The organism is Lysinibacillus sp. GW823-FHT02G10, from assembly GCF_058797135.1.
On sequence record NZ_JBXAJI010000001.1, the window covers coordinates 361605 to 385327 of the forward strand.

The window sequence follows — 23723 nt, forward strand, 5'->3', positions numbered from 1 at the left end:
TGTTAGGGAGGAATAGAAGATGGATCTTTTGAATAAAATTGCAGTTGTAACAGGCGCAGGAAGCGGAATTGGAAGAGCTAGCAGCTTGAAACTTGCTAGCAATGGTGCAAAAGTGGTGGTAGTGGATTTCAACAAAGAAACAGGGGAAGAAACAGTAAGCTTGATTAGAGAACAAGGCGGGGAAGGTATTTTCGTTCAGGCAGACGTTTCAAAAAGTGAAGACGTTCAGAAATATGTCAATACTGCTGTTGATACGTACGGACGTATTGATGTATTTTTCAATAATGCTGGGGTTATTCAGAAAATTTCTCCACTAACAGAGATTGAAGATGAAGAATATGACCGTATTATGTCAATCAATGTGAAGGGTGTATTCCTTGGCTTAAAATATGTTTTAAAAGTAATGGAGGGACAAGGAAGCGGTTCAATTATAAATACAGCTTCTACAGCAGGAGTTCGCAGTGAGCACAGTATGGCTGTCTATTCTGCAAGTAAGCATGCAGTAGTGGGTTTAACAAAATCAGCTTCTTTGGAGTATGTAAAAAAAGGTATTCGGATCAATGGTATCTGTCCAGGGGGAGTAGAAACGGCATTAACAAACAGTGTAACTGCGATGTTTGAAACAGGTGGCTATGTGCCAGAGGAGATTCCAAATATGAGAATGGGACGCTATGCAAAACCAGAGGAATTAGCAGAAATGGTAGTATTCCTAGCATCAGACAAAGCAAGCTATATGACAGGCTCTATTGTGTTAGTAGATGGTGGTTTAACTTTATAATGAAAGAAGAAATCCAGTGAATCATTTCACTGGATTTTTTGCGGTAATGAATCGAATCGCTATAGGGTGAATTTTTTGAGCTCATTCATCAACGTATTAGTCATAGCTTCAAGATCGTCTATCTTAGCACTAATTTTTTGGAAGGAAAGTAGCTGTTCTTGCGTTGATGCCGATATTTCTTCTGTGCCAGCAGCCGTTTCTTCTGTAATAGCAGAAATATTTTCAATGGTACTATTTACTTGCTGGCTCATTTCATTCGTTTGTGCCATTTCTCTTGTGAGGTTTTGTAAATCGCGATGGATATTTGTTATGTGCATGGTAATAACAGAGAATGATTGTTCTGTCTCTACCATGGATTGAGATTGCTCATTTGACAGCAGATAACCTCGTTCAGCCGTAGTAAGGATGTGCGTAATGCCATCTTGAATATGCGAGACCATTGAAGTGATTAAATTCGTAGCATTCTCCGTTTCAGAAGAGAGCTTTTTAACCTCCTCGGCAACAATGGCAAACCCTTTGCCTGCTTCTCCAGCTCTTGCAGCCTCGATGGCAGCATTTAGTGCTAATAAATTTGTTTGGCTAGCAATCGTATGGACAGCATTGGCTGCGCCTTCAATTTCCGAAGTGAATTGAGAAAATTGAGTTACAGCTTCCTTAATATCAAGTGATGTGGTTGATATATCCTTTGCAATGGAAGATTGTTTTTCTAATGAATATTGACCATTTTGAACAGCCTCCAGAGCTTGTTTACCAGTGTCAGCCGATTGCTCACTCGTACGCATAACATCCCTAAATTGATCTGCCATATTATTCATTTGGAGTGCCACTGATTGAATGTCTTCTGACATCGTATAGCTGCCTTTTGCTAATTCGTCGGTTGAGGTAGCGACTTGATTACTACTTTCATGAATATTGTTCATATGGCTCGTCACTTCTTGTGTAAACAAATTAACATCCTTTCCAATATTATCAATGGATTGTACAGTATTTTTTAAATTATTCATCATGTCTGCAAAGCTTTTTGTTAATTGATCAATCTCATATCGACTGTTTGCTTGATAGGAGAGGGTAGAAGTATCCATTGTTAAGTTTCCTGTTGCTGCAGCCTGTGCACAATCTACAATCTGATTAATGGGTTTGGTAATTCTTTTCGCAGCTACATAGGAATAAAGTATCGTAGCAATAATTAATAGCACACTACCTATGATGGTAGAGGTTGTAATGAAACCTATTTTTTGCTTCGTTACTTGGATCATTTCTTGATACCATTCGTTCGTTTCTTTTTTGAGCAAATACATATCGTTTAAAATTCCTTTAATTCTGATGGACTGCTTTTTAATTTCAGAGCGATTGTTTTCTTGAAACCCGCTTTCAGTCGCTTTTTCTAGATTTTCAAATTTACTAGCTATTTTTTCGACGATTGTCTGATGTTCAGGTATTCTCGTTAGAGAGGCTAATGCCTCTAAATTACTTTTTGTTTCTTGTAAAATAGCGAGCGCTTCGTTTTTATTGGCTTCACTATCCAGGTAGGTAAAATTATTTAAAGATTGGCTGGCAACAACTAAACTTTGCTCTAGTTCTTTCACTGCAAGTAAAAGTTTCGTATCATCCTGTGCTGTTGTTTGGATCGTGAATGTTTGTAGGATAATAAAGCCAATCATAGCCATAGCCAATACGATTGGAATCAATGTGTTCATAAATAATTTCTTACGTAGTGTCACTGGTCATTCCTCTTTTCCGCAGTAACTTTTATCGTACCTGAAATAATGGCTTCTTTGGCTTTTTCGATAGCAGTCTGTTGCTCAGCTGTCAGTTGAATTACACGAATATCTGCTAGTCCCACACCCTGATCCGCTAAACCTAATGCAAAGGATTTTTCTGTAATTTTACCATTTTCTACTAATGTCTTAGCGAGTTGATAGACGGCTAGATCAACATTTTTAAGCATGGATGTGACAACTGTTTTTTCGGCAACAAAAAACTGATCGATATCAACACCTGCTGCATAGATCCCCATTTCCTCTGCCTTTTTTATCGCCCCAAAGCCAGTAAAGCCTGCTGCATGGTAAATAAAATCAACGTTATTTTTGATATACCTTTCTGCTATTGCTGCACCAGCCTGGGTATCGTCAAAGGTACCAGCATAGTCACTCATAATTTCAATCGATGGCTGTACATAACGTGCTCCTTCGATAAAACCATTTTCAAAGTGATGGATAACAGGAGCATCTGCTCCACCAATAAAGCCAACTTTTCCTGTTTTACTTGTCATAGCGGCAATCATGCCAACTAAAAAGCTACCTTCTTGTTCTTTAAAGGTAATCGAAATGATGTTGTTAATATCAGATTGCCCGTCAATCAGTATAAATTGCTGAGAGGGATTTTGTTTTGCAGTCTTTTCTAGTGCTTCTTGTACAGAGAACCCGAGACCAATGATGATATCATATTTTTCTGCTACAAGTTCATTCAGCTTTTCCTCGTATTTACCATCAGGAGCCTCTTTGTAATCAAACAAAATGCCTAGCTCGTCGCGCGCTTTTTCTAAGCCTTTAAAAGCGGAATCATTAAATGATTCATCGCCTAGTCCTGCATCTGATAGTAAAATTCCTATCTTATATCCTTCAGTTGATGTTTCTGTCGGTGCTGAGGAACAGCCTGCTATCAACAGAGTGATCAAAAGAAAACTAGTGAATAATTTCTTCAAATTTTGTGTACCTCCTGTTGTGTATAAAATATATATCGGCAAAAACTTAATATTTTTAGTCTGATGTCAGACATCCGTGCAAAAAATTTTTAGGATGTCTAAGAATAATGAATCATTTCTATATACATAATAAGTTAATAATATAAAGCTAGATTACTAATAAAGTAATTGATTTATAAAGGTTTTCGTAGCACTTCTTGTATGTACAGCACTATAAAAGCCTAACGCAAATAGCGTCAGGCTTTATATGTTCTAAACAGCGCCGAATAATTTTAATAAATTAATAATAATAATGCCGATTACCCCAAAGTCTGAATCACCGAAGGTTGTGCCCTCATAGCCAATGTCTCCCATAAAGATAAGGAGTATGGCTGGAATAAAGCTAATTAATAAACCATTGGCAAAGGCTCCGGACATCGCACCAATTCTACCGCCAGTAGCATTTCCAAAGACACCCGCCGCCGCACCTGTGAAGAAATGTGGAACAAGACCTGGTACGATGACTTTTAGTCCGATGAAGGGGAGTATAAACATGGAAACCAGCCCTGCTATAAAACTAAAAATGAAACCAATAATAACGGCATTTGGTGCAAAAGGAAAGATGGTTGGACAATCAAGTGCTGGTTTTGTGTTTGGTACAAGTTTATCTGCAATGCCTTTGAAGGCTGGAATAATTTCAGCAATTAACATCCGTACACCTGCTAAAATAATATAAACACCCGCTGCAAATGTAATCGCTTGCATAATAGCGAAAATAATAAAATTTGAGCCAGCTGATAATTGTGACTCAATATAGGAAGGGCCAGCAAAAAGGGCAACAATTACAAAGAACACACTCATTGTTAAAGAAATAGCAACTGAGGTATCTCGTAAAAAGCCTAATGCTTTCGGAACCTGTATATCTTCTGTGGATTTCATTTTATTACCAAAGAGCTTACCAATCTTTGCAGAAACATAATAGCCAACACTGCCAAAGTGACCAACAGCAAAGTCATTACTCCCTGTTATTTGTCGAACTGTCGGCTGTAAAATGGCAGGGAACACGACCATACAAAGTCCAAGAATGATAGACCCAACAAGAATAAGAGGTGTACCACTCATCCCTCCAACTGATAATGAAGCGGCGATTAAACAAGCCATAAATAATGTATGATGTCCAGTTAAAAAGATATATTTTAATGGCGTAAATCGCGCAAATAGTAGATTCATAATCATACCAAATACCATGATTAGTGCAGTAGCTGTACCAAAATTAGTCTGAGCAGCTGCCACGATGGCCTCATTGTTGGGAATGACTCCCTGTACTTGAAAGGCATGATCGAACATTTTACTAAAATGATCTAAAGAGCCAATTAAGACAGTGGCACCAGCTCCGAGGATGACAAAGCCCATTATCGTTTTTAATGTACCTGACAGAACAGTGGAATTTGATTTTTTTTGAATAAGTAAACCAATAAAAGCGAATAGGCCGACTAATATAGCTGGTGTTCCTAAAATGTCATGCATGATAACATCTAACATACCAACACCTCATCCTATCCAAATTTTTAATGCTTAAAGCAACGGTTCAAGCTTTTCTTTTATTTCTGAAATACTCATCATATTTACGATGCTCACAATGATTCCTTTGTCTTTCGCTAATTCATTCACGATATCTGCTGCCCCTAAATAAATATCTGCTTTCTCCGCCTTGGCAGACGCTAAATCTGTATGCGTTACCTCTGCATCTTTCCCCAATACTTCTAATGCTTTTTTAACATTCAATTCTAAAATAAAGCTACTTCCTAAACCGCTCCCACACACGACTAAAATTTTCATTCTGTTGACTCCTTTGTCGTATATTGTTTGATTTTCTCCCATATCATGTCCGCATGTTGACAGGCGATTAGGTCATCAATCTGATCGGGTTCTTGTAAGACTAATGCCAAATCAGCCAACACCTGTAGATGTGAAGCATTGTCAATGGCAGCTAGCACAATTAGTAGGTAGACAGGCTGATTAGGGCTAAAAAAAACAGGCTTTTGTAATCGTAGCAAGCTTATGGCTAGTTCAAGAACCCCATCAGATGGCCGTGCATGAGGAATGGCTACTTTGGGTGTGATGACAACGTAAGGACCATAGTGTTCAATAGATCGAATCATGGCTTCGACATAGCGCTGTTCAATTTTGTGTTGTTGTACTAATGGGCTAGCCGCTAAATGAATTGCTTCTTGCCATGATCGGACAAAGTTTGCAAGCTGTATACAATCTTTTGTCAACAGCTTGGTTAGCAAGGACAACCCTCCTTTCATAAAAATATCTTCCCATTCCATGTTATTACGACTGTATGTGGAATTATGTCATCGTAGAAGACATTTTTAATTGCTTTGCTATTTCATAAACCGACGTTTTGACAAATTCATCCATTTTATGATCTAAGCGCGTTTTCGGATAAATCAATTGAATTTTTCTATTTAGTGTTACATCATGTAGATCTTTCTTCAGCAGTACACCTGATTTTAATTCTTCTTCTATTAAGGAAACAGATAGAAACGCCAAGTTTTTGCCAAAGGTCAGCATCTTTTTAATCGTGCTCACAGAATCCAACTCAATTGTGTAAATAGAAGGCTGAAATGGGTCCATCCACTTTTCAATGAAGTGATTCGTGGAGCTAGATGATGTATGCAACAATAGCTTGTATTTAAGAATATCTTCTTTGGTGATGTCTTTTTGTGCTGCTAGCTCGTGAGATGGGCTGAATGCCAATACAAGTGCATCTTCACCGATTGTTTCGTAATGAAGTAAAGGATTTTCCTGCTTAGTCTCCATGATGAGCCCGAAATCTAATTCTTGTAGTGCTACCTTTTTTTCAATTTCAGGTGCTGTTTTTACTTCTAATGAAATGCGAATCTCAGGACAGGTCGTTGAAACTTGATGAATTAAATCTGGCATAAAAATATGGGCAGGTAAGCCACTCGCCCCTAGTCGTAATGAACCGATATGGCCTGCTAAAAGATTTTCAATAAAACGATCCATATCCTTTTGAAGTTGAACCATTTGACGAGCGTAATGATACACACCTTCGCCCGCTTCTGTTAAACGGTATCCTCCAGCATTTGTTCGAAATAAATGAATACCGTATTCCTCCTCTATAGAGCGAATATGAAATGATACGGTGGGGGCTGTAATGCCAAGTGCTTTGGCGACAGGGGCTAATTTTTTTAATTCTACAAGTAAGCAAAATGCCTGTAATTTACTATTGTTCATTTTATCCTCCTAAAGGAAATTAGAAAAAATCTTGTATTTGCTTTAGTTTATTAGATTTTTTTTAACGTGTTATTAATAGTAGATTAATATTTTCTAAATATCTGGAATTTATAGTTGTAAGTAACGAGGAGGATACTTATGAAAATCTCATTAAAAAATATCGAGAAAAAATATGGGCAGTCTCAAGCATTGTGGCCGATTGATGTGGAGTTAGATCAGCAATTTATTACGATTCTCGGACAATCAGGCTGTGGCAAAACAACCTTATTAAAGTTGATAGCTGGCCTTGAACAGCCATCAAAAGGAGAAATACGATTTGATGACACCGTCATTTATTCTTCGGGGTCTCGTAAAAATGTCAAACCAAATAAGCGTAATATTGCCATGGTTTTTCAAGATTTTGCTCTATGGCCACATATGACCATCTTCCAAAATATTGCCTTTGGCTTAAAGGGCATTATTCCGAAATCAGCTATTCCTGAACGAGTCGAGCATGTGATGCGATTGGTAAAAATGCAAGGCTATGAGAAACGAAAGCCAGGTGAATTATCGGGTGGACAACAGCAGCGAGTGGCATTAGCTAGAGCTTTAGCGACCAAACCGCAATTAATTTTATTTGATGAACCTTTATCCGCTCTCGATGCTGTTTTAAGAGAGCAAATGCAAGATGAAATCATGCACCTCATTCATGAGCTTAATTGCCAAGCCATTTTCGTAACACATGATCAAACAGAGGCCATGACAATGTCTGATCAAATTATCGTTATGGAGGCAGGGAGGATTGCTCAAATTGGCTCGCCTGAGGAAATTTATCGTGCACCAGCAACGCCCTATGTGGCAGATTTTATTGGCAAAGTGAATTGGCTTCACAATCGACAATCAATTGTGCGACCTGAGGGTGTTTCGAGAATATCGCGTCCTGGTACGATTGCCAAACAAGCGCAGATTGTGAAAAGTACATTTGTTGGCGATCGTTATCTAGTACAAGCACAGGTAGAAGGACAGTATTGGAACTTTTATGAGAAGCAGCCATTAGAGCATGGAAAAAGGTTGCAAGTTTTTATTGATGAAAAACAAATCTATCAATTGGAGGGTTTACATTGAAGAAACGACATTTTAAATTTTGGGCAACTGCTGGCATTTTATTGGCCTTAGCATTAGCTGGCTGTGGTAATAAAGAGGCAAAAGAGACGAATGAAGCAAGTGCAAAGACACAGGAGGAGAAAGTTCTGACAGTGTATTCTGCTGGGCCAGATGGTTTAGCTGCAAATATTCAGCAAGCATTTGAAGAAAAAACAGGGATTAAAGTGGAAATGTTTCAAGGAACTACGGGTAAAATTCTCTCTCGTTTAGAAGCGGAAAAAAATAATCCTGTAGCTGACATTGTTGTACTTGCCTCTGTTGCCTCAATGGATGGGTTAAAAGCAACAGATCAATTGCAAAGCTACGAAGCGGCTAAAAACAAGGACAAAATTAACAGTGATTGGTCGGATCAAGATGGATATTTTTATGGCTACAGTGCCTCTGCTTTAGGTATTGCCTATAATACGAAAAATACGACACAGGCGCCTACGGATTGGTCTGATTTAGCAAAAGCTGATTGGCAAAATAAAATGAATATACCAGATCCAAGTCTGTCAGGCTCTGCTGTTGATTTCTTATTTGGCTACACAGCAGCAGAAAAAACAGCTTGGAGTACGATTGATAGTTGGAAGAAAAATGGCTTACAAGTCAATGGTGCGAATAAAGAAGCCTTGGATGCGGTTATAACAGGCGAGAAAAATGCCACGATTGCAGGTGTAGATTATATGGCTTATAAAGCAAAAGCAGACGGTGAGCCAGTGGAAATTATCTATCCGACGAGTGGGACAGTAGTTAGTCCAAGAGCAGTAGGTATTTTAAAGGATGCACAACATGTAGAATCTGCACAAGCCTATGTTGATTTTTTATTGTCAGATGAAGGGCAAAAGCTAGTAGCAGATGCTTACTTATTACCAGGGAATAAAGATATTGCTGTGAAAAATCGTGCAGCATTAGATGAAATTCCACAGTTAACAGTTGATTGGATGGGTGCGGAAGCGAAACAGCTGGAAGTACTAACAAAGTTTACGGATATATTTCGTTAAATAAAGGGAGGTTAATTTACCTCCTTCTAGTTTTCATAGAGAAGGGTTGACATGCCATGATAATGGAAGGAAGACGAGCTTTTGGATTTTTACTGACAATTGTCATCATATTTGCTATCGCACCGTTGATGGCCATTTTATTTTATACCTTTATAAAAGAGGGTCATGTTGATATATCACAGTTTAGTCGAATGTTTGCACACGATAGAATATGGAAAACGCTTGGAAATTCGATGGTTTTAGGGATTTTCGTAATTATTGGGACAACAATTATCGCATTACCTATGGCTTTCATTCGCACGAAAACACGTTTATATCAATATGAATGGCTCGATATAGTGTTAACGATTCCATTTATGACACCTCCCTATATTGGTTCGATGGGCTGGATTTTGTTTATGCAGCACAATGGTTTTTTACAGCAGCTTATTCCAAGTGCTGCTTGGATGACAGATTCCTTCTTTTCCTTATTTGGCATGGTAGTGATCATGAGCCTACACCTATTTCCATTTTTGTATTTAATGCTGAAAAATACATTGCTTCGCATAAATGGCTCATTTTTAGATGCAGCGCTGATTTTTGGGCGAAGTTCTTTGCAAAATTGGCTAAAAGTTGTGTTACCTCTTTTACTTTCGAGCTATGTTTTGGGAAGTCTCCTTATTTTTATTAAGACGCTTGCTGAATTTGGAACGCCAGCTACATTCGGCAGTCGGATTGGGTTTCAAGTGTTTACAACCGAAATTCATGCCTATTTATCAAGATGGCCAGTTGATATTCGCATGGCAACCTCGCTATCCTTATTCTTATTGTCAGTTTGCTTAGTCATTTGGTATTTCCAAAATCTCATTGGACGCAAATATACATATGGTGTGCTATCAGGAAAAACACCTGCTAGACGTGAGATCAAGGACAAGTGGTATATAAGAACAGCTTCGTGGACTTTTGTAGGGCTTGTTCTATTGCTATCTATCGGCATTCCTTATTTCTCTATTATCGTGACCTCTTTGCAAAAGGTACGGGGAGATGGTTTACAGGCAGGGAATTTCAGTTTGGCTTCTTATCAAGAGGTCTTCACTAGTGGAAGTGCAGGATTGACAGCATTTTTAAATAGCATTGTTTTTTCTATCATGACGGCCTTGATAACCGCCATAATAGGTTTATTCATCGCTCTTTATATTAAAAAAGGAGAAACCAGAAAGCAGCAAATATTAGACTTCTTTAGTTTAATGCCTAATATTATTCCGGGAATTGTCTTTGTTGTAGGTTTAATTATGTTTTGGAATGCTCCTTGGCTTCCCGCAACAATTTATAACACAAAGGCAATGGTAATAGTCACATACTGTGTACTGTTTTTACCTTATTCGGTGCAGTATATAAAGTCTTCTTTTTCACAATTGGATGCCTCTATTTTTCAATCAGCTGCTATTTTTGGTCGTAGTAACATTGCGGTTTATCGTCGCATTATCCTACCACTTTTGATGCAGGGTATTTTAACAGGAATGATGATGACTTTTATTATTTCAATGCGAGAGCTTGTAGCTGGCCTTTTAATTTTGCCACCATCCGTAGAGACAGGGGCAACCTTTATCTATAGCCAATTTGAGCAAGGTAATGTAGGGGTTGGAATGGCAGTAGCTGTTATAACCGTCCTTATGACTGTTATTTTTATGTTCCTATTGGGTTGGCTGCAAAAACGAGGAGGGCAGGCCAATGCTTAGTGTTGAAATTTTAGGTGGTGTAGGCGAATATGGGCGCAATTGTTTTTATATAGAAAATCAGAGGCAGGCCATTTTATTGGATTGTGGCATTATGAAAAATACACAAAAAACGCCACCAAATATTACATTTAATCATATTGAAAAGCTAGCTGCTGTCTTTATTTCTCATTCGCATATTGATCATGTAGGGGCATTGCCAATACTACAGAACATGGGCTATACGGGACCGATACTAATGAGTCATACAACTGCTCAGCAGCTTCCACTGCTTATCCCACAAGTCAGAACTTTCTATCCAGATACGATTGGAAAATGGATAGAGGTCAATGAATATCTTGCCTTTCAATGGGGATATAGCGGGCATTTAATTGGAAGCGTGTGGTACAAAATTCGTTTCTTTGATGAAATGATTTTTTTCTCTGGTGATTATGTAGTCGATTCGTATTTATTAAAGGCGACCTTGCCAGAGGAGGATGGAACGGTTTATGATGTAGCGTTTATTGATAGTGGACATGCGGAAAAATGCATTCGAAATCTTGAGGTGTTAGAGCAGATGGCTATGTACGTAAAGGCTCATCCCAATCATTCATTTATATTCCCCTCCTCTTTTTCGGGCAAAACAGTCGATATTATGACGTATCTTTCCGAACATACAACTCGAGCGATTAGGGTAGATGCCAAGCTACAACCTTTATTGGGGCATTATGATGAAGAACATGAAAATATTTGGCCGAATAAAGTGATGCTTTTAGAACGACTCAAGCAAAAACAGGACAGTCACCATGTACTGTATTTTGTCTCAGAGCAGGATGTGGCTCAAGTGGAGGAGCTTGCAAAGGATTATCCGACGGCAATTTTTGTTCATACAGGCTATTCTCGTCATGCTTACAATCCAGCTAGCTTAAAGCATATCTCTGAGGAGTTCTTCTATAAAACACATCCAGACTATTGGGATTTAGTGGCACTGTCACAGAGACTTCGGGCACGACAAACGATCTATTTTCACAGTACACATACAAATTTAACAACAACATTTCCGAAGGAGGAATTAAAGCGTGACTAAACTAAAAAAATGGGCATTTTATCTGTGTGTCTTGGGCTTGATAGTGATTAGTATGATGGGTGTGAATACAACACAAGCGAAAGCAGCCATTGAGCCAGGACATGAAATTAAATTCAATATTAAACCTGAGATTTTTAATGAATCAACTATTGTCCAGGCTTTTCAAGCAACTAAAAAAGATGACGTAAAAGTTTATTTTTATGATACGCTTGACCAATTGTTTCTACGTCATGACTATATACACCGCTTACGTGTATATAAGGGTAGTAATAAAATGGATATAACCTACAAAAAGCGTTTTTTAAACACACCTTTAAGTGAAGCAATGGCAGAAACAATGAATCATGGTTTTACTGGTTCTGAGTCAAATTATAAGTTTGAGCTAGATATTAAGGGAGATCATCGTACATTTACGATAAGCCGAAAGGAATCTTTGAAGACTTCTGCTGATGTCTCTTATGATTCAGTTGCTACAAATGTTGCGAAAAAATTCATTCTTGAAAATGCGCCAAAGAAAATTGTAAATTGGAACTCCGAAGCATGGTATAAAAATACGTTGTCTCAAGTTGTCGTATATGGGCCTGCTAATGCTACGACCTATAAAGGAAGCTTTTTAGGACATGAAGCGGATATAGAGGTATGGCAGTACAAAGGCGATATTATGGTTGAACTTTCTACGAAGGTAGATGATGCGGCTCAAGCAGCTACTATAGAAAAGCAATGGTATGAGCAACTATTATCCACTGGCTATCTAAGCGGGGATCAACGTGGTAAAACGGCATTTGTTATGGATAAATGAATAGGACGATAATGATTTCGCCTCATATAGAAATGAGGCGAAATTTTTCTTTGGCAACAGAGAGATTAAAAAAGTAGGTCCATGTTTGTTCTAACTTTGATAATTTCGCTTACACTTACTATAGGACGAACTTTGGGTGATATGAGGGGGAAATAACATAGCGAAAAAAATGGGCATTGTTACACTACTACTTTTCGGTGTTTACGTGCTTTGTATGTACTGGTATATTTTCCACAGCGGTGGTGGTAAAATACCAAGTGCCTTACAAGGAACGGCGGCAGATCCAGTGATGTTTATGTCTGGCAAGGAGCTTTTTTTAAGTGGTGAATATTCAAAAATACGGAACTTTGTATTCTTTGTAGCCACACCTTTAGAATGGCTTATTTACTTCTTGATTTTACTATTGGGTGTATCTCGTTATTTCGAAAAAGTGACGACCTCCCAAACGAAGTGGAAGCTATTGCAAAATGCGGGTTACTTATTCCTATTATCTTTATTGCTCTATATAGTGCTATTCCCGCTTGATTATTATCGCTATCATCTAAGCAAAAGCTATGGCATCAGTACACAAGCATTTGCATCTTGGATGAAGGATGGTGTCATTGATTTTTGGGTGAATTTTGGCACTAGCTTGATTATTGTTACGGTGATTTATTGGCTCATTAAAAAGAGCGAAAAAAGATGGTGGCTCTATGCTTGGCTTTTAACTATCCCCTTTACAATCTTTGTGATGTTCATTCAGCCAGTTGTCATTGATCCTTTGTACAATGATTTTTATCCACTAAAAAATAAAGAACTGGAAACAAAGATACTTTCACTTGCTACACAGGCCAATATTCCAGCAGAGCATGTTTATGAGGTCAACATGGCAGAAAAGACAAATGCTTTAAATGCTTATGTGACAGGAATTGGGAGCAATTCGAGAATTGTGCTATGGGATACTACATTAAATAGACTAACGGACAATGAAATTTTATTTATCATGGCACATGAAATGGGACATTATGTTGAAAAGCATATTTATTTTGGCATTGCAGGCTATTTATTCTTAATGTTAATAGGGCTATGGCTAACAGCGAAAATTATGCGTCGCTTGATTTCACGATATGGACAGGTTTTAAAAATTAATAAAATCAGTTGCATTCGTTCCTATCCATTATTTTTACTCATTACTTCTATTTTACTATTTGCTTCCAATCCAGTATCCAATTTTATATCGAGATATCAAGAAACGAGAGCCGATCAATATGCTATTAACCTTATGAATGATCGAGAAGCGGCTGTAACAGCATTTCAAAAGCTAACGATTTCAGGCTTAAGTGAAGTGAACCCGCCGCTCTTAGTGAAGTGGTTCCGTTATACACATCCACCGATGCTTGAGCGAATCTATAAAGTTGCGGATACAGGGGAACATAAACAAAATATGCCTTTAAAGGAAGAACAGAAGAAAAAGTAAGAGGATAGGTTTTTCAGGAGTGTAAATTGGGTAGTCTATGACAAAGATGTATCAAAAATTGGTCGTTGATTGATAGGGGATAGCATTATGCGAAATGTGATTATAATTACACTTTCTTCCATTTTAGTGGCCTTTGCCTATAATTATTTATTGATTCCCCATGAAATCTTGAGTGGTGGGTTGAGTGGTATTGCCATCATGCTTGGGATTATTACCCCTTTAAATACAGGCGTGTTAAATTTACTGCTTAACCTGCCTTTACTGATTTTAGGTGTGATGAAGCTCGGCAAGCGATTTATTAGCTACACCATTCTTTCGGTGGCTGTGTTGTCAGTGAGTTTATATATTATTCCAATACACAAAGCGACACAAGAGCCAATCCTCGCGTCCTTATTTGGTGGTGTTATTGTAGGGTTTGCAATGGGCATGATTTTCCGAGCAGCTGGCTCCTCAGGGGGCTTTGATATAATTGCTATGCTACTTAGCCGGAAACGTGATTTTCCGCTCGGAACGTTAATTGCCGCTATGAATGGAATCGTAGTGGCTGCTTCTGGCTTTGTCTTTAGCTGGGATGCGGCGTTGTTAACCCTTGTGTCCATTTATGCAACTGGAAAAGTAGTGGATACAATTCATACAAGCCATATTAAATTAACGCTGATGATTATTACGAGTAAAGGGGACGAGGTCAAACAGCAACTATTAGAAAAGCTACATCGTGGAGTAACGATTATCGATGCAAAGGGAGCGTATTCAGGCGAGGGTCGGAAAGTATTAATTACTGTTATTACGCGTTACCAACTAGCTGATGTGAAAAGCACGATTAAGGAGACTGATCCAAAGTCGTTTGTGAATATTTTACAGACGACGGAAGTAATCGGAATGTTTGATCGTGGTACAACTAAATAATGCTATTCTCTACACACGTTTTAGGTTATACTTACCATAATCGAACGTGTGTTTTTATTTGAGGGGACGGGATTGTAAAGATGGAAAAAGAAATAATTCATGCTTACTGTATACAGCTTCATGGAACAACGTATGACTATCAAGAGGAGTGGCAAGCAGATCGCTATCATATCGGTGGAAAAATGTATGCCATGCTTGGAGGAAATAGAACAGGTAAGCCTGTTCTTACATTGAAATGTGAGCCTTCTCGAGCGGAGGAATTACGAGAAGCCTATGCAAGCATTATACCTGGTTACTATATGAATAAAACCCATTGGAATTCCATTTATATGGATGCTGAGGATGTCCCGATGGATTTGGTAGAGAATCTTATTAAGCATTCCTATGAGCTTGTTTTCAATAAATTAACGAAGAAAGCACAGCAGGAAATTCAATTGATTGGCAACCCATCAAACAAGTAATGAATAGCGCATTTACCTTTTTGGCAAATGCGCTAATGACTAATTATAACCACGCTCACCATAAGGCTTTAGTGTCTCAAGCCATTTTTGCTCCAGCTTTTCGAGCTCTTTTTTTTCATCGAAATAGCCTTCTTCTTTTTTCTTTAAATACTCAACGATTTCCACCTCAAAAGCTTCTTGACCATATAAATTGTAATCTGCCTGAAGCACCTTGTTCGTATGTGTATTGGTTTTTAGCATAAATTGAAAGCCATTTAAACGCTTTAAATTATTAAAGCTCCCCACAAATAATTTGCCTGTTTGTGTATTGGTCATTGTAAAAACGCCAGCTTCAATTTTCATCTCTTTATACATTTCTTTTAACTCTTTTTTATGATCCATTTTTATAACCTACTTTCTTATTTTTTTACCCAATAGGCACTGCCATCTGCTTTCCGGTCAAGAAAACCGTATTCAATTAAGTAACGACGTATGTGTACATAGTCTTCATACATCGGTTTAATCACTTCATTTAATTCTTTTTCAGTATAATGCTTTTCTTGGTCAAAAAGATTTGCAATTGCACGCAGCACTACAATTTTCTGTTTTTCGCGCTTTGGAAAGCGAACCAGTTCCTTGCCAACACCGTTTGGAAATAGCTTCTCTAATAATTGCTGTTCTTCCGTGAGGGTTACGTTATAGCGATCGTCGACCATAGTAGCTGTTTTATGAATAGGCACAAATGGTTCCTCCTTCTGATCTTGTTCTTTTAGTAACTCCATCATCACCATCAATGTTTTGGCTTGGCGTTCCTTTTCTTTTAAAGCAAAACGGTGATGGCGAATCGTTGTGGCACTGCCAATCTCTAATTCTTCTTTTATCTCCTGATCTGATTTTCCCTCATAAAATAAGCGTAAAATATGACTTTGATGTTCTGTTAAGCCTGTCATTTTTTTATTGAGACCGTTTAAATAATGAAAAACAGAATGGTGAGCCAATGTAATATGGTGTTGCATCATTTTCTCTGCTTCATATAATAAGCCCTCTTGAGGATAAATAATGCCTTTTTCTACTTTTTCACCGCATAGTAGGCAGGTGAAGTGTGTCGCTTGATCGATATATCCCTTTTTTAGATCATCGATAGGAGCTTGCCAAAATAATTCATTTACATCCATTGCAATTCCTCCTTGATAAAACAAACGAATTATAAATTTGTTTGTTATTTAATAATTAAAATAACAAAATGTTTGTATTAAAGCAATAAAAAACACATCGTATTCTAAACGATGTGTAAAATGGTTGGCTCATATTTAGTTATACTTTCTCTTAAATAAGATCATAGATGCTAGAGAAAGAACTACAATTGTACAGACAATCACAATTAGACTTGTTGTGGAGCTAAGTATATGTCCATTTAGTTCATAAACAATGCCATAATTCATTTTATAATCTTCCACATAAGAAACGGGCACACCATCAAAAACATTTGCAATAGAGCTCTCCATAAATGCATTGCGTAATAATAGTGTTGTATGGCTAATTGGAAAGTACATGATTATATGTTGTGCAAAGCTTGGTAGAGCTCCAAGAGGTACATAAACACCACATAAAAATCCAAGTAATGTACCAACAATTGTGCCGAGTGTTGAGAAAGCATTTTGGGTCGACACAAATAACGAAAGAAATAAATTAAAAACACTCGCAAGCAAGACAGATAAAAACAGTATGCTCAATACCTGAATAAAATCCCCAAAACTTAGAATTTTACCTCCCGTTGTGAAAATAAAGATTTCACAGCCAAGGAGCGCAATAAAGGAAAAAATACAGCCGATAATAAATGCATTGAGCACATAGCTCAACTGAATAGTTGCACGAGAAAGGGGAGCTGTTAAAAAGTCGGCTTGTACTTTGGATTCTTGGTCTTTAACAGCGATACCATAGGCACCAAGTGTAGTCGAAACAGCAATCATGGATAGTAAACCTGCTACTAGCCACTCATTGACCATGGTGATCAATTCAGGTGTAGCTTCTGTTAGTTGTTCAATGGCATCTACCTGCATTTTTTGGAGAAAGACAGCGTACAACACAATGACAATAATGACTGACAGTAGGGAGAAGAACACCTGTGTTTTATCCCGTCTAAAAATTTTGTTATTACGCAGAACTAAACTAATTAATGCTTCCACTACGCAACCTCCTCCTCTGCCATAATATGAAGAAAGACATCATCCATTGATCCTTTAATGACTTCGAAGGAGGCGATAAGTGGCTCAGCTTTTTTTAAAAGGGGAAGTGCTTGTAAGGTAGACGTTAAACGGATGGTGTATATCCCTTGATTCTCTGTGTAGGAGATCGCATTTTCCTCAAGAAACTTCACACCCTCCTGTGCATTTTGAAAAACGAGAGCCATTGAATCATAGGCATATTTTGTTTTTAGTGCATCGGGCGTTCCCTGTGCGACAATTTTACCTTGCTTTAAGACAGTGACTTGGTGAGCGACTGCCGCTTCCTCCATATAGTGGGTCGTTAAAAAAACAGTCATATTGGTTTCCAGTTGAAGTTGTTTAATCGCCTGCCAAACAAATTGACGTGTTTGTGGATCTAAACCCGTTGTAGGTTCATCCAGAAATAAAATACTTGGACGATGAATCAGTGCACGAGCAATATCTGCTCGCCTTTTTTGTCCCCCTGATAATGTTCCATATTTTTTCTTTTCAATATCCTCTAAATGCAAATAGGTGGAAACAAATTGATAGTTATCGGTAAGCTGTGCTTTCGATAAACCATATGTTTTCCCTCGATGGAGGATATTTTCACGTACAGTTAATCGCTCATCTAATAGACTTTGCTGGAAAACGACACCAATAGATTTACGGATATCCGCATTACCATTGCTTGCGTCGAGTGTGAAACCATTAATAGTTACTTGACCACTCGATTTTTTTAGTAAAGTACAAAGTATTTCAATCGTTGTAGATTTACCTGCACCGTTTTCACCTAAAAAAGCGAATAGGGTGCCTTGTTCGACTGTAAAAGAAATACCTTTGACAGCTTGCTGATCTCCATACTGTTTACATAAATTTTCAACTTTTATCGCAAACGTCATAAGTGGTTAATCCCTTCTCTTTTGAATTTCTTTATTGATTTTTTCAATATCATTTAATTGAAGAACATATAGAATACACCAAACAATCAAGTAAATAATGGCTTCCGCAATAAGTACATACCATACACCTGAATCAAACCAACTACCAAAATAGCCTGCGGTTAGTACACATGCTGTCACCGCTACTAAATGGAGAAGAAGCTGAACTGTAAAAGGCAATTGCTCCATATCAAAAATGACGGATAGCAAACCAATGGCAATGCCAAGGATGGCCGCGATCACAATTTGCTCCAATAATTCTGTTCCTGTGGCCACCGCATTATTTGATAGGACGCTAAGTGTCACTAAGACATAAGAGGAGCTAAGGGAAATGAGTAGACCGATAATCATCATGCGTAAATACTTCATGCTATGAATCCCTCCCAATACCTAAGTGTCTCTTTAATTCTTTTAAATATTTTCGGCTGACATGAATGGCTACGTCATTTTCAAGTAATAGCTGTGTAGTGCCGATTTTGCCCATTTGAATAGAGGATATTTTATGGATATTGACGAGTGTAGACTTACTCACGCGTACAAAATCTTTGGCGAGCTGAGCCTCAAGCTCATATAATTTTCGCTTGGACTCAAACTCTTGCTCATCTGTCTGTAAAAATACTTTGGCATCCTCTGCGTAAATGGAATAAATATCGGAAATTTTTAAGAGATGAATTTCTTGTTGGTCATATCCATCTAGCATCGTACTTTGGGATGTTTGAAGCTGTCTCATCAATCTTTCAATTTGCTCATTATATTCCTTGGCATGAATATGAATCTCAGTTTCCTCGAGCTCATGATTGATGGTTAAATGAATTTTCATAGGAGGCCTCCTTTAAAAACGCTGAATCAGGTATTACTAATGTAGCATAGAAAATTTTAGCAAGGATAAATTGTTCGATAAGAGGTTTTATTTGTTGGATAACAGGTTCTTTTTCAACGATAGCAAACAGTTCAAAAGTCGGTCCAGTAGAAAAAGCGGTTTATAAAGGTCATAATAGGCTTATCGAGTTGAAGGGGTTGCTACCATGTTTATTTTTGATAAGCATATGTTCATCACATTATGCATTGGTTTAATAGGTGCTGTAGTTTTTCAATTTTTCCATATACCGATGCCTTGGCTGTTAGGAGCGATTACAGCGGTCCTCATCGTGCAGCTATCCACCAATGTCCAATTAAAATGGCATCATTCTTTCCGCAATTTTGGTTTAGTCGTAGCAGGTTATTCTATCGGCTATGCCTTTACACCAGAAGCTGTACAGGACATCAAGCTTTTTTTAGGAAGCATGGTCCTGTTAAATATCATATTTATTTTGTTGTTTTTTGCGGTAAGTTTCCTTGTTGCCAAGCGTACAGATTTAGATTTTGCGACTGCCTTAACTTGTTGTGTTCCTGGGGGCATGTCGCAGGTTGTGGCATTTGCGGAAGAGCAACAAGAGATGGATATGGTGGTCATCACATTCTTTCAAATCCTTCGCGTTCTTTTAATCGTTGGCTTTGTTCCTTTAATGGTGGCAGGGGCAGGTGGCAATAGTTCTATGATTGATGGAACATACACATGGAACCTTGTTGGCATACTTGTGGTATGTGGTGGCGCAGGGTGGCTAGCACAAAAGCTAAAAATTCCAACAGGCTATATGCTAGGCCCGGTGTTTTTACTAATGGGCGTTAATATGGCAGGGATAGAAGTACCAAAATTACCATTATCGCTTCTGCATATTGCCCAACTCATGCTAGGAATTTATATTGGATTATTATTAAAAAAAGAGGATTTACATTTATCGAAGAAGCATATCTTTTATGCGTTTGTTTCGGCAGGCATTTTTATTGGGGCAGCCTATGGTTTAACATTTGTGATGGCAGCGTTGTACAGCCTTGATTTTAGGACAAGCTTTTTAAGTATTGTTCCTGGTGGTCTTGATCAAATGGGGATTATTGCCGCTTCGGTCCATGCAAATGTCACGATTGTCACGGCCTTTCAGCTTTTTCGTGTACTAGTTGTCTCGATTTTTCTGGTGCCTGTGGTAAAAGTATTTGTAAAAAAAGTGAAAACATGAGGGGGCTATGAATCAACCACTCATGTTTTTCTTTGTGCGAATTTCGATCAAATAGAACTTTTGAATGATGATAAATGAACGTTAAATTTTCCCTTTCCAAATAATCCGAATAATGTTATGATAGCCATAACTACTATGAACGGAGGTGAGAAGGAATGAATAAAAACGCTACGAAAACATGTGTAAAAGTGGATACGGCTATGTATTTTGCACGTGTGATTACTTTCGATTTTGCGAACAACGGGATAGGTCTGTCCATTTTTAAGCAAAATCAAATAACAAACGTAGCGAATTAACCATTCTTTTTCACACATTTAATTGAGAAGAGGACTGCTTGTTAATGAGCAGTCTTTTTTGTGTTCTAAAGATGTTTTCGCACGTTTCATTGGAGGAAAAAACGATGCAAATGAAAGCTGAACAAATTCAAAAAATTATGGGTGGCAATATATTATTCGAGAACTTACAGCTAGAGGTAAATAGTGGTGAACATGTGGCGATTGTTGGTGTAAATGGCAGTGGAAAAACGACTTTATTACAACTGCTTGCAGGGGTAGAGATACCTGACAAGGGACGAATAATTAAAAGTAAAGAAGCGACGATTGGCTATTTACATCAGATTCCACATTATCCACTCCATGCTGTGAAAGAAGTGCTGGAGGAAGCATTTGCGGATATTTATGCAATAAAGGCAAAAATGACAGCACTTGAGCAAGAGATGCAGTCGACGGTCACGGATAAAATATTACTGCAATATGGGCAATTGCAGGAGCAATTTATGCTATTAGGGGGCTATGAAGTAGATGCACAGCTAGCAATGATTGCAAATGGACTGGGTATTTCAGATATGCTAGAGCAGCCATTTAGTAGTTTAAGTGGTGGTGAAAAAACAAAGGTTATGCTTGGACAAATTTTATTGAAAAAGCCCTCTATTTTGTTATTGGATGAACCAACGAACCATCTGGATATGCAAGCTATTGAGTGGCTTGAACATTATGTGCGAAACTTTGAGGGGATTGTCATTGTCGTATCCCATGATCGTCAATTCATGAATCAAATAGCCCAGAAGATTATCGAAATTGAGGATGGAGAGGCTTTTACGTATAACGGCCATTATGATGCCTTTATAGCACAAAAAGAAGCAAAAATTGAACAACAGTTTGCAAATTATGAAGAGCAACAAAAGAAAATTAAAAAGATGCAAGAAACAATTAAACGATTAAAGCAGTGGGCGAATGAGGCGAATCCACCAAACGCCTCGATGCATCGACGTGCAAAAAGTATGGAAAAAGCATTAGCACGTATCGAGCGAGTAAAGAAGCCCCTCACTAAAAAGAAAATGAATTTAGCGTTAACGATGGCTGAACGCAGTGGTAAAGAGGTAGTGCTTTTGCAAGCCATTGATCATGGCTTTGATAAGCCTTTATTGAAGGAAAGCAATCTAGCTATTTATTTTGGCGAAAGATTAGCGATTGTTGGGAGCAATGGTAGTGGAAAATCAACATTATTAAAAATGATGTTAGGGGAAATCATTCCTAATCAGGGAGTGTGTCAGATTGGAAGTAATGTGAAATTTGGATACCTTTCCCAGCAATTTGAACATCCAAATCCTGCTATACGATTAATTGATGCCTTTCGTGAAAGTGTCGCCGTGTCAGAGGCGGAAGCTCGCCATATACTCGCACGATTTTTGTTCTATGGCTATGATGTCTTTAAAAAAGTGAAGGACTTAAGTGGTGGAGAAAAAATGCGTCTTCGTTTAGCACAATTAATGCATGAGGATATCAATGTCTTAATCTTAGATGAGCCAACGAATCATTTAGATATTGAAGCAAGAGAAGTATTGGAAGAGACACTAGAATCCTTTGAAGGCACGATTATTGGGGTGTCACATGACCGCTATTTCTTACAGAAAATTTTTACGAAAACGGCGTGGATTGAAAACCAGACTATTCAAGTTTTTGAGGGAGATTATGAGTGGGCTAGAGAAAAACGACAGGAACTTGCAATGAAAATGGTTGAAAAACAACCAGTAAATAAAACGCAGCCACCAAAAAAAGAATTACCGATTGAACAGCAAATTGAAAAATTAGAGACAAAACTACAACAACCATCGCTTGCTAAAGAACAACGGCAGAAGCTTGAACTTCAATTAGAAAATTTATATGAAAGATGGTTAGAGGGGGGCACAGAGCATGTTTAATTTAGAACGCATTATGCAGCTTGATATAGAGTATGTGAAGAGTTTCAGTGAAGTGGAGGTTTGTAAGGAGGGGGTCTTATTTTACAATCAGGCTATCCCAACCTATTACGATGCAAATCATGCACAGATTTGGAGAAAGATTGAACAACCTGATTTATTTTTACAAGACATCAAAGATTTCTACCAATCAAAGTCCCTGATTCCGCGGATTTATTTATATAATCTGGAAGAAAATCAGTTATGTATAGAAGCATTAGAGACGCATGGCTTTCAATATGAGCATTTTGTTAATGAAATTCAGTACTGGGATGGTGAATATGCGATACTTCCACCTAATCCTGCTATTCAAATTGAGCGTGTAACGGATGCAAATATGGAGGAAGCATTAGCAGTAGAAATGAGCATTTCTGCATTTGGGGAGCCTTCATTAATAAAAAAGGCATTTGAACAAACCTATCATTCTTCACATTTTACGTATTATCTACTAAGACTAGATGGGGTGGCGTGCTGCTCAGCAAATATTTTTGTGTCAGAAAATCAAGGTAGGATTGAAAGTGTTGCAACAACTGAAAGCTATCGTGGTCGAGGTTTAATCGGCTATATGCTGCAGCATATCCAACAGCAATCAGTCAAGCTGGGATTGGACGATCTTTGGATATTACCAATTAGTGAACAGGTTGCCAAAGTCTATGAGAAGGCAAATTTTAAATCGGTGGGCTCCATTGCATCGATTCATGCGTTTACTGAAGGGAAGAGCATTCAAGATATCCGCCAACAGGCTTAAATAGCTACACATAAAAATCGCCAAATTCCTGTAGTGCTTACAAGGAATTTGGCGATTTTTTAGAACTGTACTTGTCAATTTTGATTACAGGTTGCTTTAATGAAGGGATGCTTTAAAATATAATCAGCAAAAATTATTTCCTGCTCCTGTAGCACGATAGCTGCTCATTACGACATCGAATTCCTCAGAATGAAAACTAGTAAAATCCTGAATAGTATCGACTATTCGGGATTTTTGTTTTATTGTTAAAAAGAAGGATTTTCAATTATTAAAAGTTTTTTACTTGAAAAAATGTCGTATTCGA

The 23723-nt window shown here is 37.9% G+C and carries 25 protein-coding genes; 13 read left to right on the forward strand and 12 right to left on the reverse strand.

What is annotated here, in order from left to right; translation table 11 throughout:
- Positions 1–19: 19 nt before the first annotated feature.
- The gene (locus AC1RFD_RS01820) at positions 20–778 is read left to right on the forward strand and encodes an SDR family NAD(P)-dependent oxidoreductase (RefSeq protein WP_054550678.1); all 759 of its coding nucleotides are present in this window, start codon (positions 20–22) and stop codon (positions 776–778) included.
- Positions 779–837: 59 nt separating this feature from the next.
- Here the strand turns inward: AC1RFD_RS01820 and AC1RFD_RS01825 are convergent, their stop codons facing one another.
- The 6 genes from AC1RFD_RS01825 to AC1RFD_RS01850 form a co-directional block, all read right to left on the reverse strand.
- Positions 838–2499, reverse strand: a complete 1662-nt coding sequence (locus AC1RFD_RS01825; protein ID WP_054550679.1) for a methyl-accepting chemotaxis protein — start codon at positions 2497–2499, stop codon at positions 838–840.
- Positions 2496–3482, reverse strand: a complete 987-nt coding sequence (locus AC1RFD_RS01830; RefSeq protein WP_115673461.1) for a BMP family lipoprotein — start codon at positions 3480–3482, stop codon at positions 2496–2498. Before AC1RFD_RS01830 ends, AC1RFD_RS01825 begins: the two co-directional genes overlap by 4 nt.
- A 252-nt stretch (positions 3483–3734) precedes the next feature.
- Complete coding sequence (gene ulaA / locus AC1RFD_RS01835) at positions 3735–5003, reverse strand: PTS ascorbate transporter subunit IIC (protein ID WP_054550681.1); 1269 nt, start codon at positions 5001–5003, stop codon at positions 3735–3737.
- A 33-nt stretch (positions 5004–5036) separates the two neighbouring features.
- The gene (locus AC1RFD_RS01840; RefSeq protein ID WP_004232490.1) at positions 5037–5300 is read right to left on the reverse strand and encodes a PTS sugar transporter subunit IIB; all 264 of its coding nucleotides are present in this window, start codon (positions 5298–5300) and stop codon (positions 5037–5039) included.
- Entirely contained in the window at positions 5297–5755 is a 459-nt protein-coding gene (locus tag AC1RFD_RS01845) for a PTS sugar transporter subunit IIA (RefSeq protein ID WP_054550682.1), read from the reverse strand. The genes AC1RFD_RS01840 and AC1RFD_RS01845 overlap by 4 nt, the downstream gene beginning before the upstream one ends.
- Positions 5756–5816: 61 nt before the next feature.
- Positions 5817–6728: a LysR family transcriptional regulator gene (locus AC1RFD_RS01850; protein WP_054550683.1), complete on the reverse strand. Its 912-nt coding sequence runs from the start codon at positions 6726–6728 to the stop codon at positions 5817–5819.
- A 138-nt stretch (positions 6729–6866) separates the two neighbouring features.
- Here AC1RFD_RS01850 and AC1RFD_RS01855 point away from each other — a divergent pair, with 138 nt between their 5' ends.
- The 8 genes from AC1RFD_RS01855 to AC1RFD_RS01890 all read left to right on the forward strand — a co-directional run bounded on the left by AC1RFD_RS01855 (position 6867) and on the right by AC1RFD_RS01890 (position 15257).
- Positions 6867–7832, forward strand: coding sequence for an ABC transporter ATP-binding protein (locus AC1RFD_RS01855; protein ID WP_054550684.1), 966 nt, complete (start codon positions 6867–6869; stop codon positions 7830–7832).
- A complete protein-coding gene (locus tag AC1RFD_RS01860) occupies positions 7829–8854 on the forward strand; it encodes an ABC transporter substrate-binding protein (protein ID WP_279494386.1) in 1026 nt (341 codons plus the stop codon). Before AC1RFD_RS01855 ends, AC1RFD_RS01860 begins: the two co-directional genes overlap by 4 nt.
- A 56-nt stretch (positions 8855–8910) precedes the next feature.
- Positions 8911–10572 (forward strand): ABC transporter permease, encoded by a 1662-nt coding sequence (locus AC1RFD_RS01865; protein ID WP_281216757.1) that lies wholly within the window; start codon positions 8911–8913, stop codon positions 10570–10572.
- Positions 10565–11635, forward strand: coding sequence for an MBL fold metallo-hydrolase (locus tag AC1RFD_RS01870; protein WP_492474441.1), 1071 nt, complete (start codon positions 10565–10567; stop codon positions 11633–11635). Before AC1RFD_RS01865 ends, AC1RFD_RS01870 begins: the two co-directional genes overlap by 8 nt.
- Positions 11628–12434, forward strand: coding sequence for a hypothetical protein (locus AC1RFD_RS01875; RefSeq protein ID WP_054550687.1), 807 nt, complete (start codon positions 11628–11630; stop codon positions 12432–12434). The genes AC1RFD_RS01870 and AC1RFD_RS01875 overlap by 8 nt, the downstream gene beginning before the upstream one ends.
- Positions 12435–12591: 157 nt before the next feature.
- Positions 12592–13890, forward strand: coding sequence for a M48 family metallopeptidase (locus AC1RFD_RS01880; RefSeq protein WP_054550688.1), 1299 nt, complete (start codon positions 12592–12594; stop codon positions 13888–13890).
- Between the two features lie 87 nt (positions 13891–13977).
- Positions 13978–14796, forward strand: a complete 819-nt coding sequence (locus AC1RFD_RS01885) for a YitT family protein (protein WP_004232517.1) — start codon at positions 13978–13980, stop codon at positions 14794–14796.
- An 80-nt stretch (positions 14797–14876) separates the two neighbouring features.
- Positions 14877–15257 carry an MmcQ/YjbR family DNA-binding protein gene (locus AC1RFD_RS01890; protein ID WP_048389704.1) on the forward strand — a complete coding sequence of 127 codons (381 nt, stop codon included), beginning with the start codon at positions 14877–14879 and terminating at the stop codon, positions 15255–15257.
- Between the two features lie 39 nt (positions 15258–15296).
- On the opposite strand, the gene AC1RFD_RS01895 is transcribed toward AC1RFD_RS01890, so the two are convergent.
- The 6 genes from AC1RFD_RS01895 to AC1RFD_RS01920 all read right to left on the reverse strand — a co-directional run bounded on the left by AC1RFD_RS01895 (position 15297) and on the right by AC1RFD_RS01920 (position 19201).
- On the reverse strand, positions 15297–15638 hold the full coding sequence (locus AC1RFD_RS01895) for a GIY-YIG nuclease family protein (RefSeq protein WP_054550689.1): 342 nt from the start codon (positions 15636–15638) through the stop codon (positions 15297–15299).
- A 17-nt stretch (positions 15639–15655) separates the two neighbouring features.
- Positions 15656–16411, reverse strand: a complete 756-nt coding sequence (locus AC1RFD_RS01900) for a DUF2087 domain-containing protein (protein WP_048389708.1) — start codon at positions 16409–16411, stop codon at positions 15656–15658.
- A gap of 135 nt (positions 16412–16546) precedes the next feature.
- On the reverse strand, positions 16547–17422 hold the full coding sequence (locus tag AC1RFD_RS01905) for an ABC transporter permease (RefSeq protein WP_288582177.1): 876 nt from the start codon (positions 17420–17422) through the stop codon (positions 16547–16549).
- The gene (locus AC1RFD_RS01910; protein ID WP_288582175.1) at positions 17422–18342 is read right to left on the reverse strand and encodes an ABC transporter ATP-binding protein; all 921 of its coding nucleotides are present in this window, start codon (positions 18340–18342) and stop codon (positions 17422–17424) included. Before AC1RFD_RS01910 ends, AC1RFD_RS01905 begins: the two co-directional genes overlap by 1 nt.
- A gap of 6 nt (positions 18343–18348) precedes the next feature.
- Positions 18349–18750 carry a DUF3021 domain-containing protein gene (locus tag AC1RFD_RS01915; RefSeq protein ID WP_103117705.1) on the reverse strand — a complete coding sequence of 134 codons (402 nt, stop codon included), beginning with the start codon at positions 18748–18750 and terminating at the stop codon, positions 18349–18351.
- 1 nt (position 18751) lies between these two features.
- Positions 18752–19201 carry a LytTR family DNA-binding domain-containing protein gene (locus tag AC1RFD_RS01920; protein ID WP_115673452.1) on the reverse strand — a complete coding sequence of 150 codons (450 nt, stop codon included), beginning with the start codon at positions 19199–19201 and terminating at the stop codon, positions 18752–18754.
- 205 nt (positions 19202–19406) lie between these two features.
- On the opposite strand from AC1RFD_RS01920, the gene AC1RFD_RS01925 reads away from it, so the two are divergent.
- From AC1RFD_RS01925 to AC1RFD_RS01940, 4 genes are all read left to right on the forward strand, one after another.
- On the forward strand, positions 19407–20435 hold the full coding sequence (locus tag AC1RFD_RS01925) for an AbrB family transcriptional regulator (protein ID WP_288582172.1): 1029 nt from the start codon (positions 19407–19409) through the stop codon (positions 20433–20435).
- 155 nt (positions 20436–20590) lie between these two features.
- Positions 20591–20731 carry an RAxF-45 family protein gene (locus AC1RFD_RS01930; protein ID WP_004232534.1) on the forward strand — a complete coding sequence of 47 codons (141 nt, stop codon included), beginning with the start codon at positions 20591–20593 and terminating at the stop codon, positions 20729–20731.
- A 104-nt stretch (positions 20732–20835) separates the two neighbouring features.
- Entirely contained in the window at positions 20836–22635 is a 1800-nt protein-coding gene (gene abc-f / locus AC1RFD_RS01935) for a ribosomal protection-like ABC-F family protein (protein ID WP_257961443.1), read from the forward strand.
- Entirely contained in the window at positions 22628–23419 is a 792-nt protein-coding gene (locus tag AC1RFD_RS01940) for a GNAT family N-acetyltransferase (protein ID WP_288582169.1), read from the forward strand. Before abc-f ends, AC1RFD_RS01940 begins: the two co-directional genes overlap by 8 nt.
- The last annotated feature ends 304 nt before the right edge of the window (positions 23420–23723 follow it).

Bases quoted from the DNA above. Each gene is read 5' to 3' on its own strand.
- AC1RFD_RS01840 (WP_004232490.1), bottom strand. From the start codon at position 5,300: ATGAAAATTTTAGTCGTGTGTGGGAGCGGTTTAGGAAGTAGCTTTATT.
- AC1RFD_RS01930 (WP_004232534.1), top strand. From the start codon at position 20,591: ATGAATAAAAACGCTACGAAAACATGTGTAAAAGTGGATACGGCTATG.
- AC1RFD_RS01925 (WP_288582172.1), top strand. From the start codon at position 19,407: ATGTTTATTTTTGATAAGCATATGTTCATCACATTATGCATTGGTTTA.
- AC1RFD_RS01895 (WP_054550689.1), bottom strand. From the start codon at position 15,638: ATGGATCATAAAAAAGAGTTAAAAGAAATGTATAAAGAGATGAAAATT.
- AC1RFD_RS01855 (WP_054550684.1), top strand. From the start codon at position 6,867: ATGAAAATCTCATTAAAAAATATCGAGAAAAAATATGGGCAGTCTCAA.
- AC1RFD_RS01865 (WP_281216757.1), top strand. From the start codon at position 8,911: ATGATAATGGAAGGAAGACGAGCTTTTGGATTTTTACTGACAATTGTC.
- AC1RFD_RS01820 (WP_054550678.1), top strand. From the start codon at position 20: ATGGATCTTTTGAATAAAATTGCAGTTGTAACAGGCGCAGGAAGCGGA.
- AC1RFD_RS01920 (WP_115673452.1), bottom strand. From the start codon at position 19,201: ATGAAAATTCATTTAACCATCAATCATGAGCTCGAGGAAACTGAGATT.
- AC1RFD_RS01870 (WP_492474441.1), top strand. From the start codon at position 10,565: ATGCTTAGTGTTGAAATTTTAGGTGGTGTAGGCGAATATGGGCGCAAT.
- AC1RFD_RS01940 (WP_288582169.1), top strand. From the start codon at position 22,628: ATGTTTAATTTAGAACGCATTATGCAGCTTGATATAGAGTATGTGAAG.
- AC1RFD_RS01910 (WP_288582175.1), bottom strand. From the start codon at position 18,342: ATGACGTTTGCGATAAAAGTTGAAAATTTATGTAAACAGTATGGAGAT.
- abc-f (WP_257961443.1), top strand. From the start codon at position 20,836: ATGCAAATGAAAGCTGAACAAATTCAAAAAATTATGGGTGGCAATATA.
- AC1RFD_RS01885 (WP_004232517.1), top strand. From the start codon at position 13,978: ATGCGAAATGTGATTATAATTACACTTTCTTCCATTTTAGTGGCCTTT.
- AC1RFD_RS01900 (WP_048389708.1), bottom strand. From the start codon at position 16,411: ATGGATGTAAATGAATTATTTTGGCAAGCTCCTATCGATGATCTAAAA.
- AC1RFD_RS01890 (WP_048389704.1), top strand. From the start codon at position 14,877: ATGGAAAAAGAAATAATTCATGCTTACTGTATACAGCTTCATGGAACA.
- AC1RFD_RS01915 (WP_103117705.1), bottom strand. From the start codon at position 18,750: ATGAAGTATTTACGCATGATGATTATCGGTCTACTCATTTCCCTTAGC.
- ulaA (WP_054550681.1), bottom strand. From the start codon at position 5,003: ATGTTAGATGTTATCATGCATGACATTTTAGGAACACCAGCTATATTA.
- AC1RFD_RS01850 (WP_054550683.1), bottom strand. From the start codon at position 6,728: ATGAACAATAGTAAATTACAGGCATTTTGCTTACTTGTAGAATTAAAA.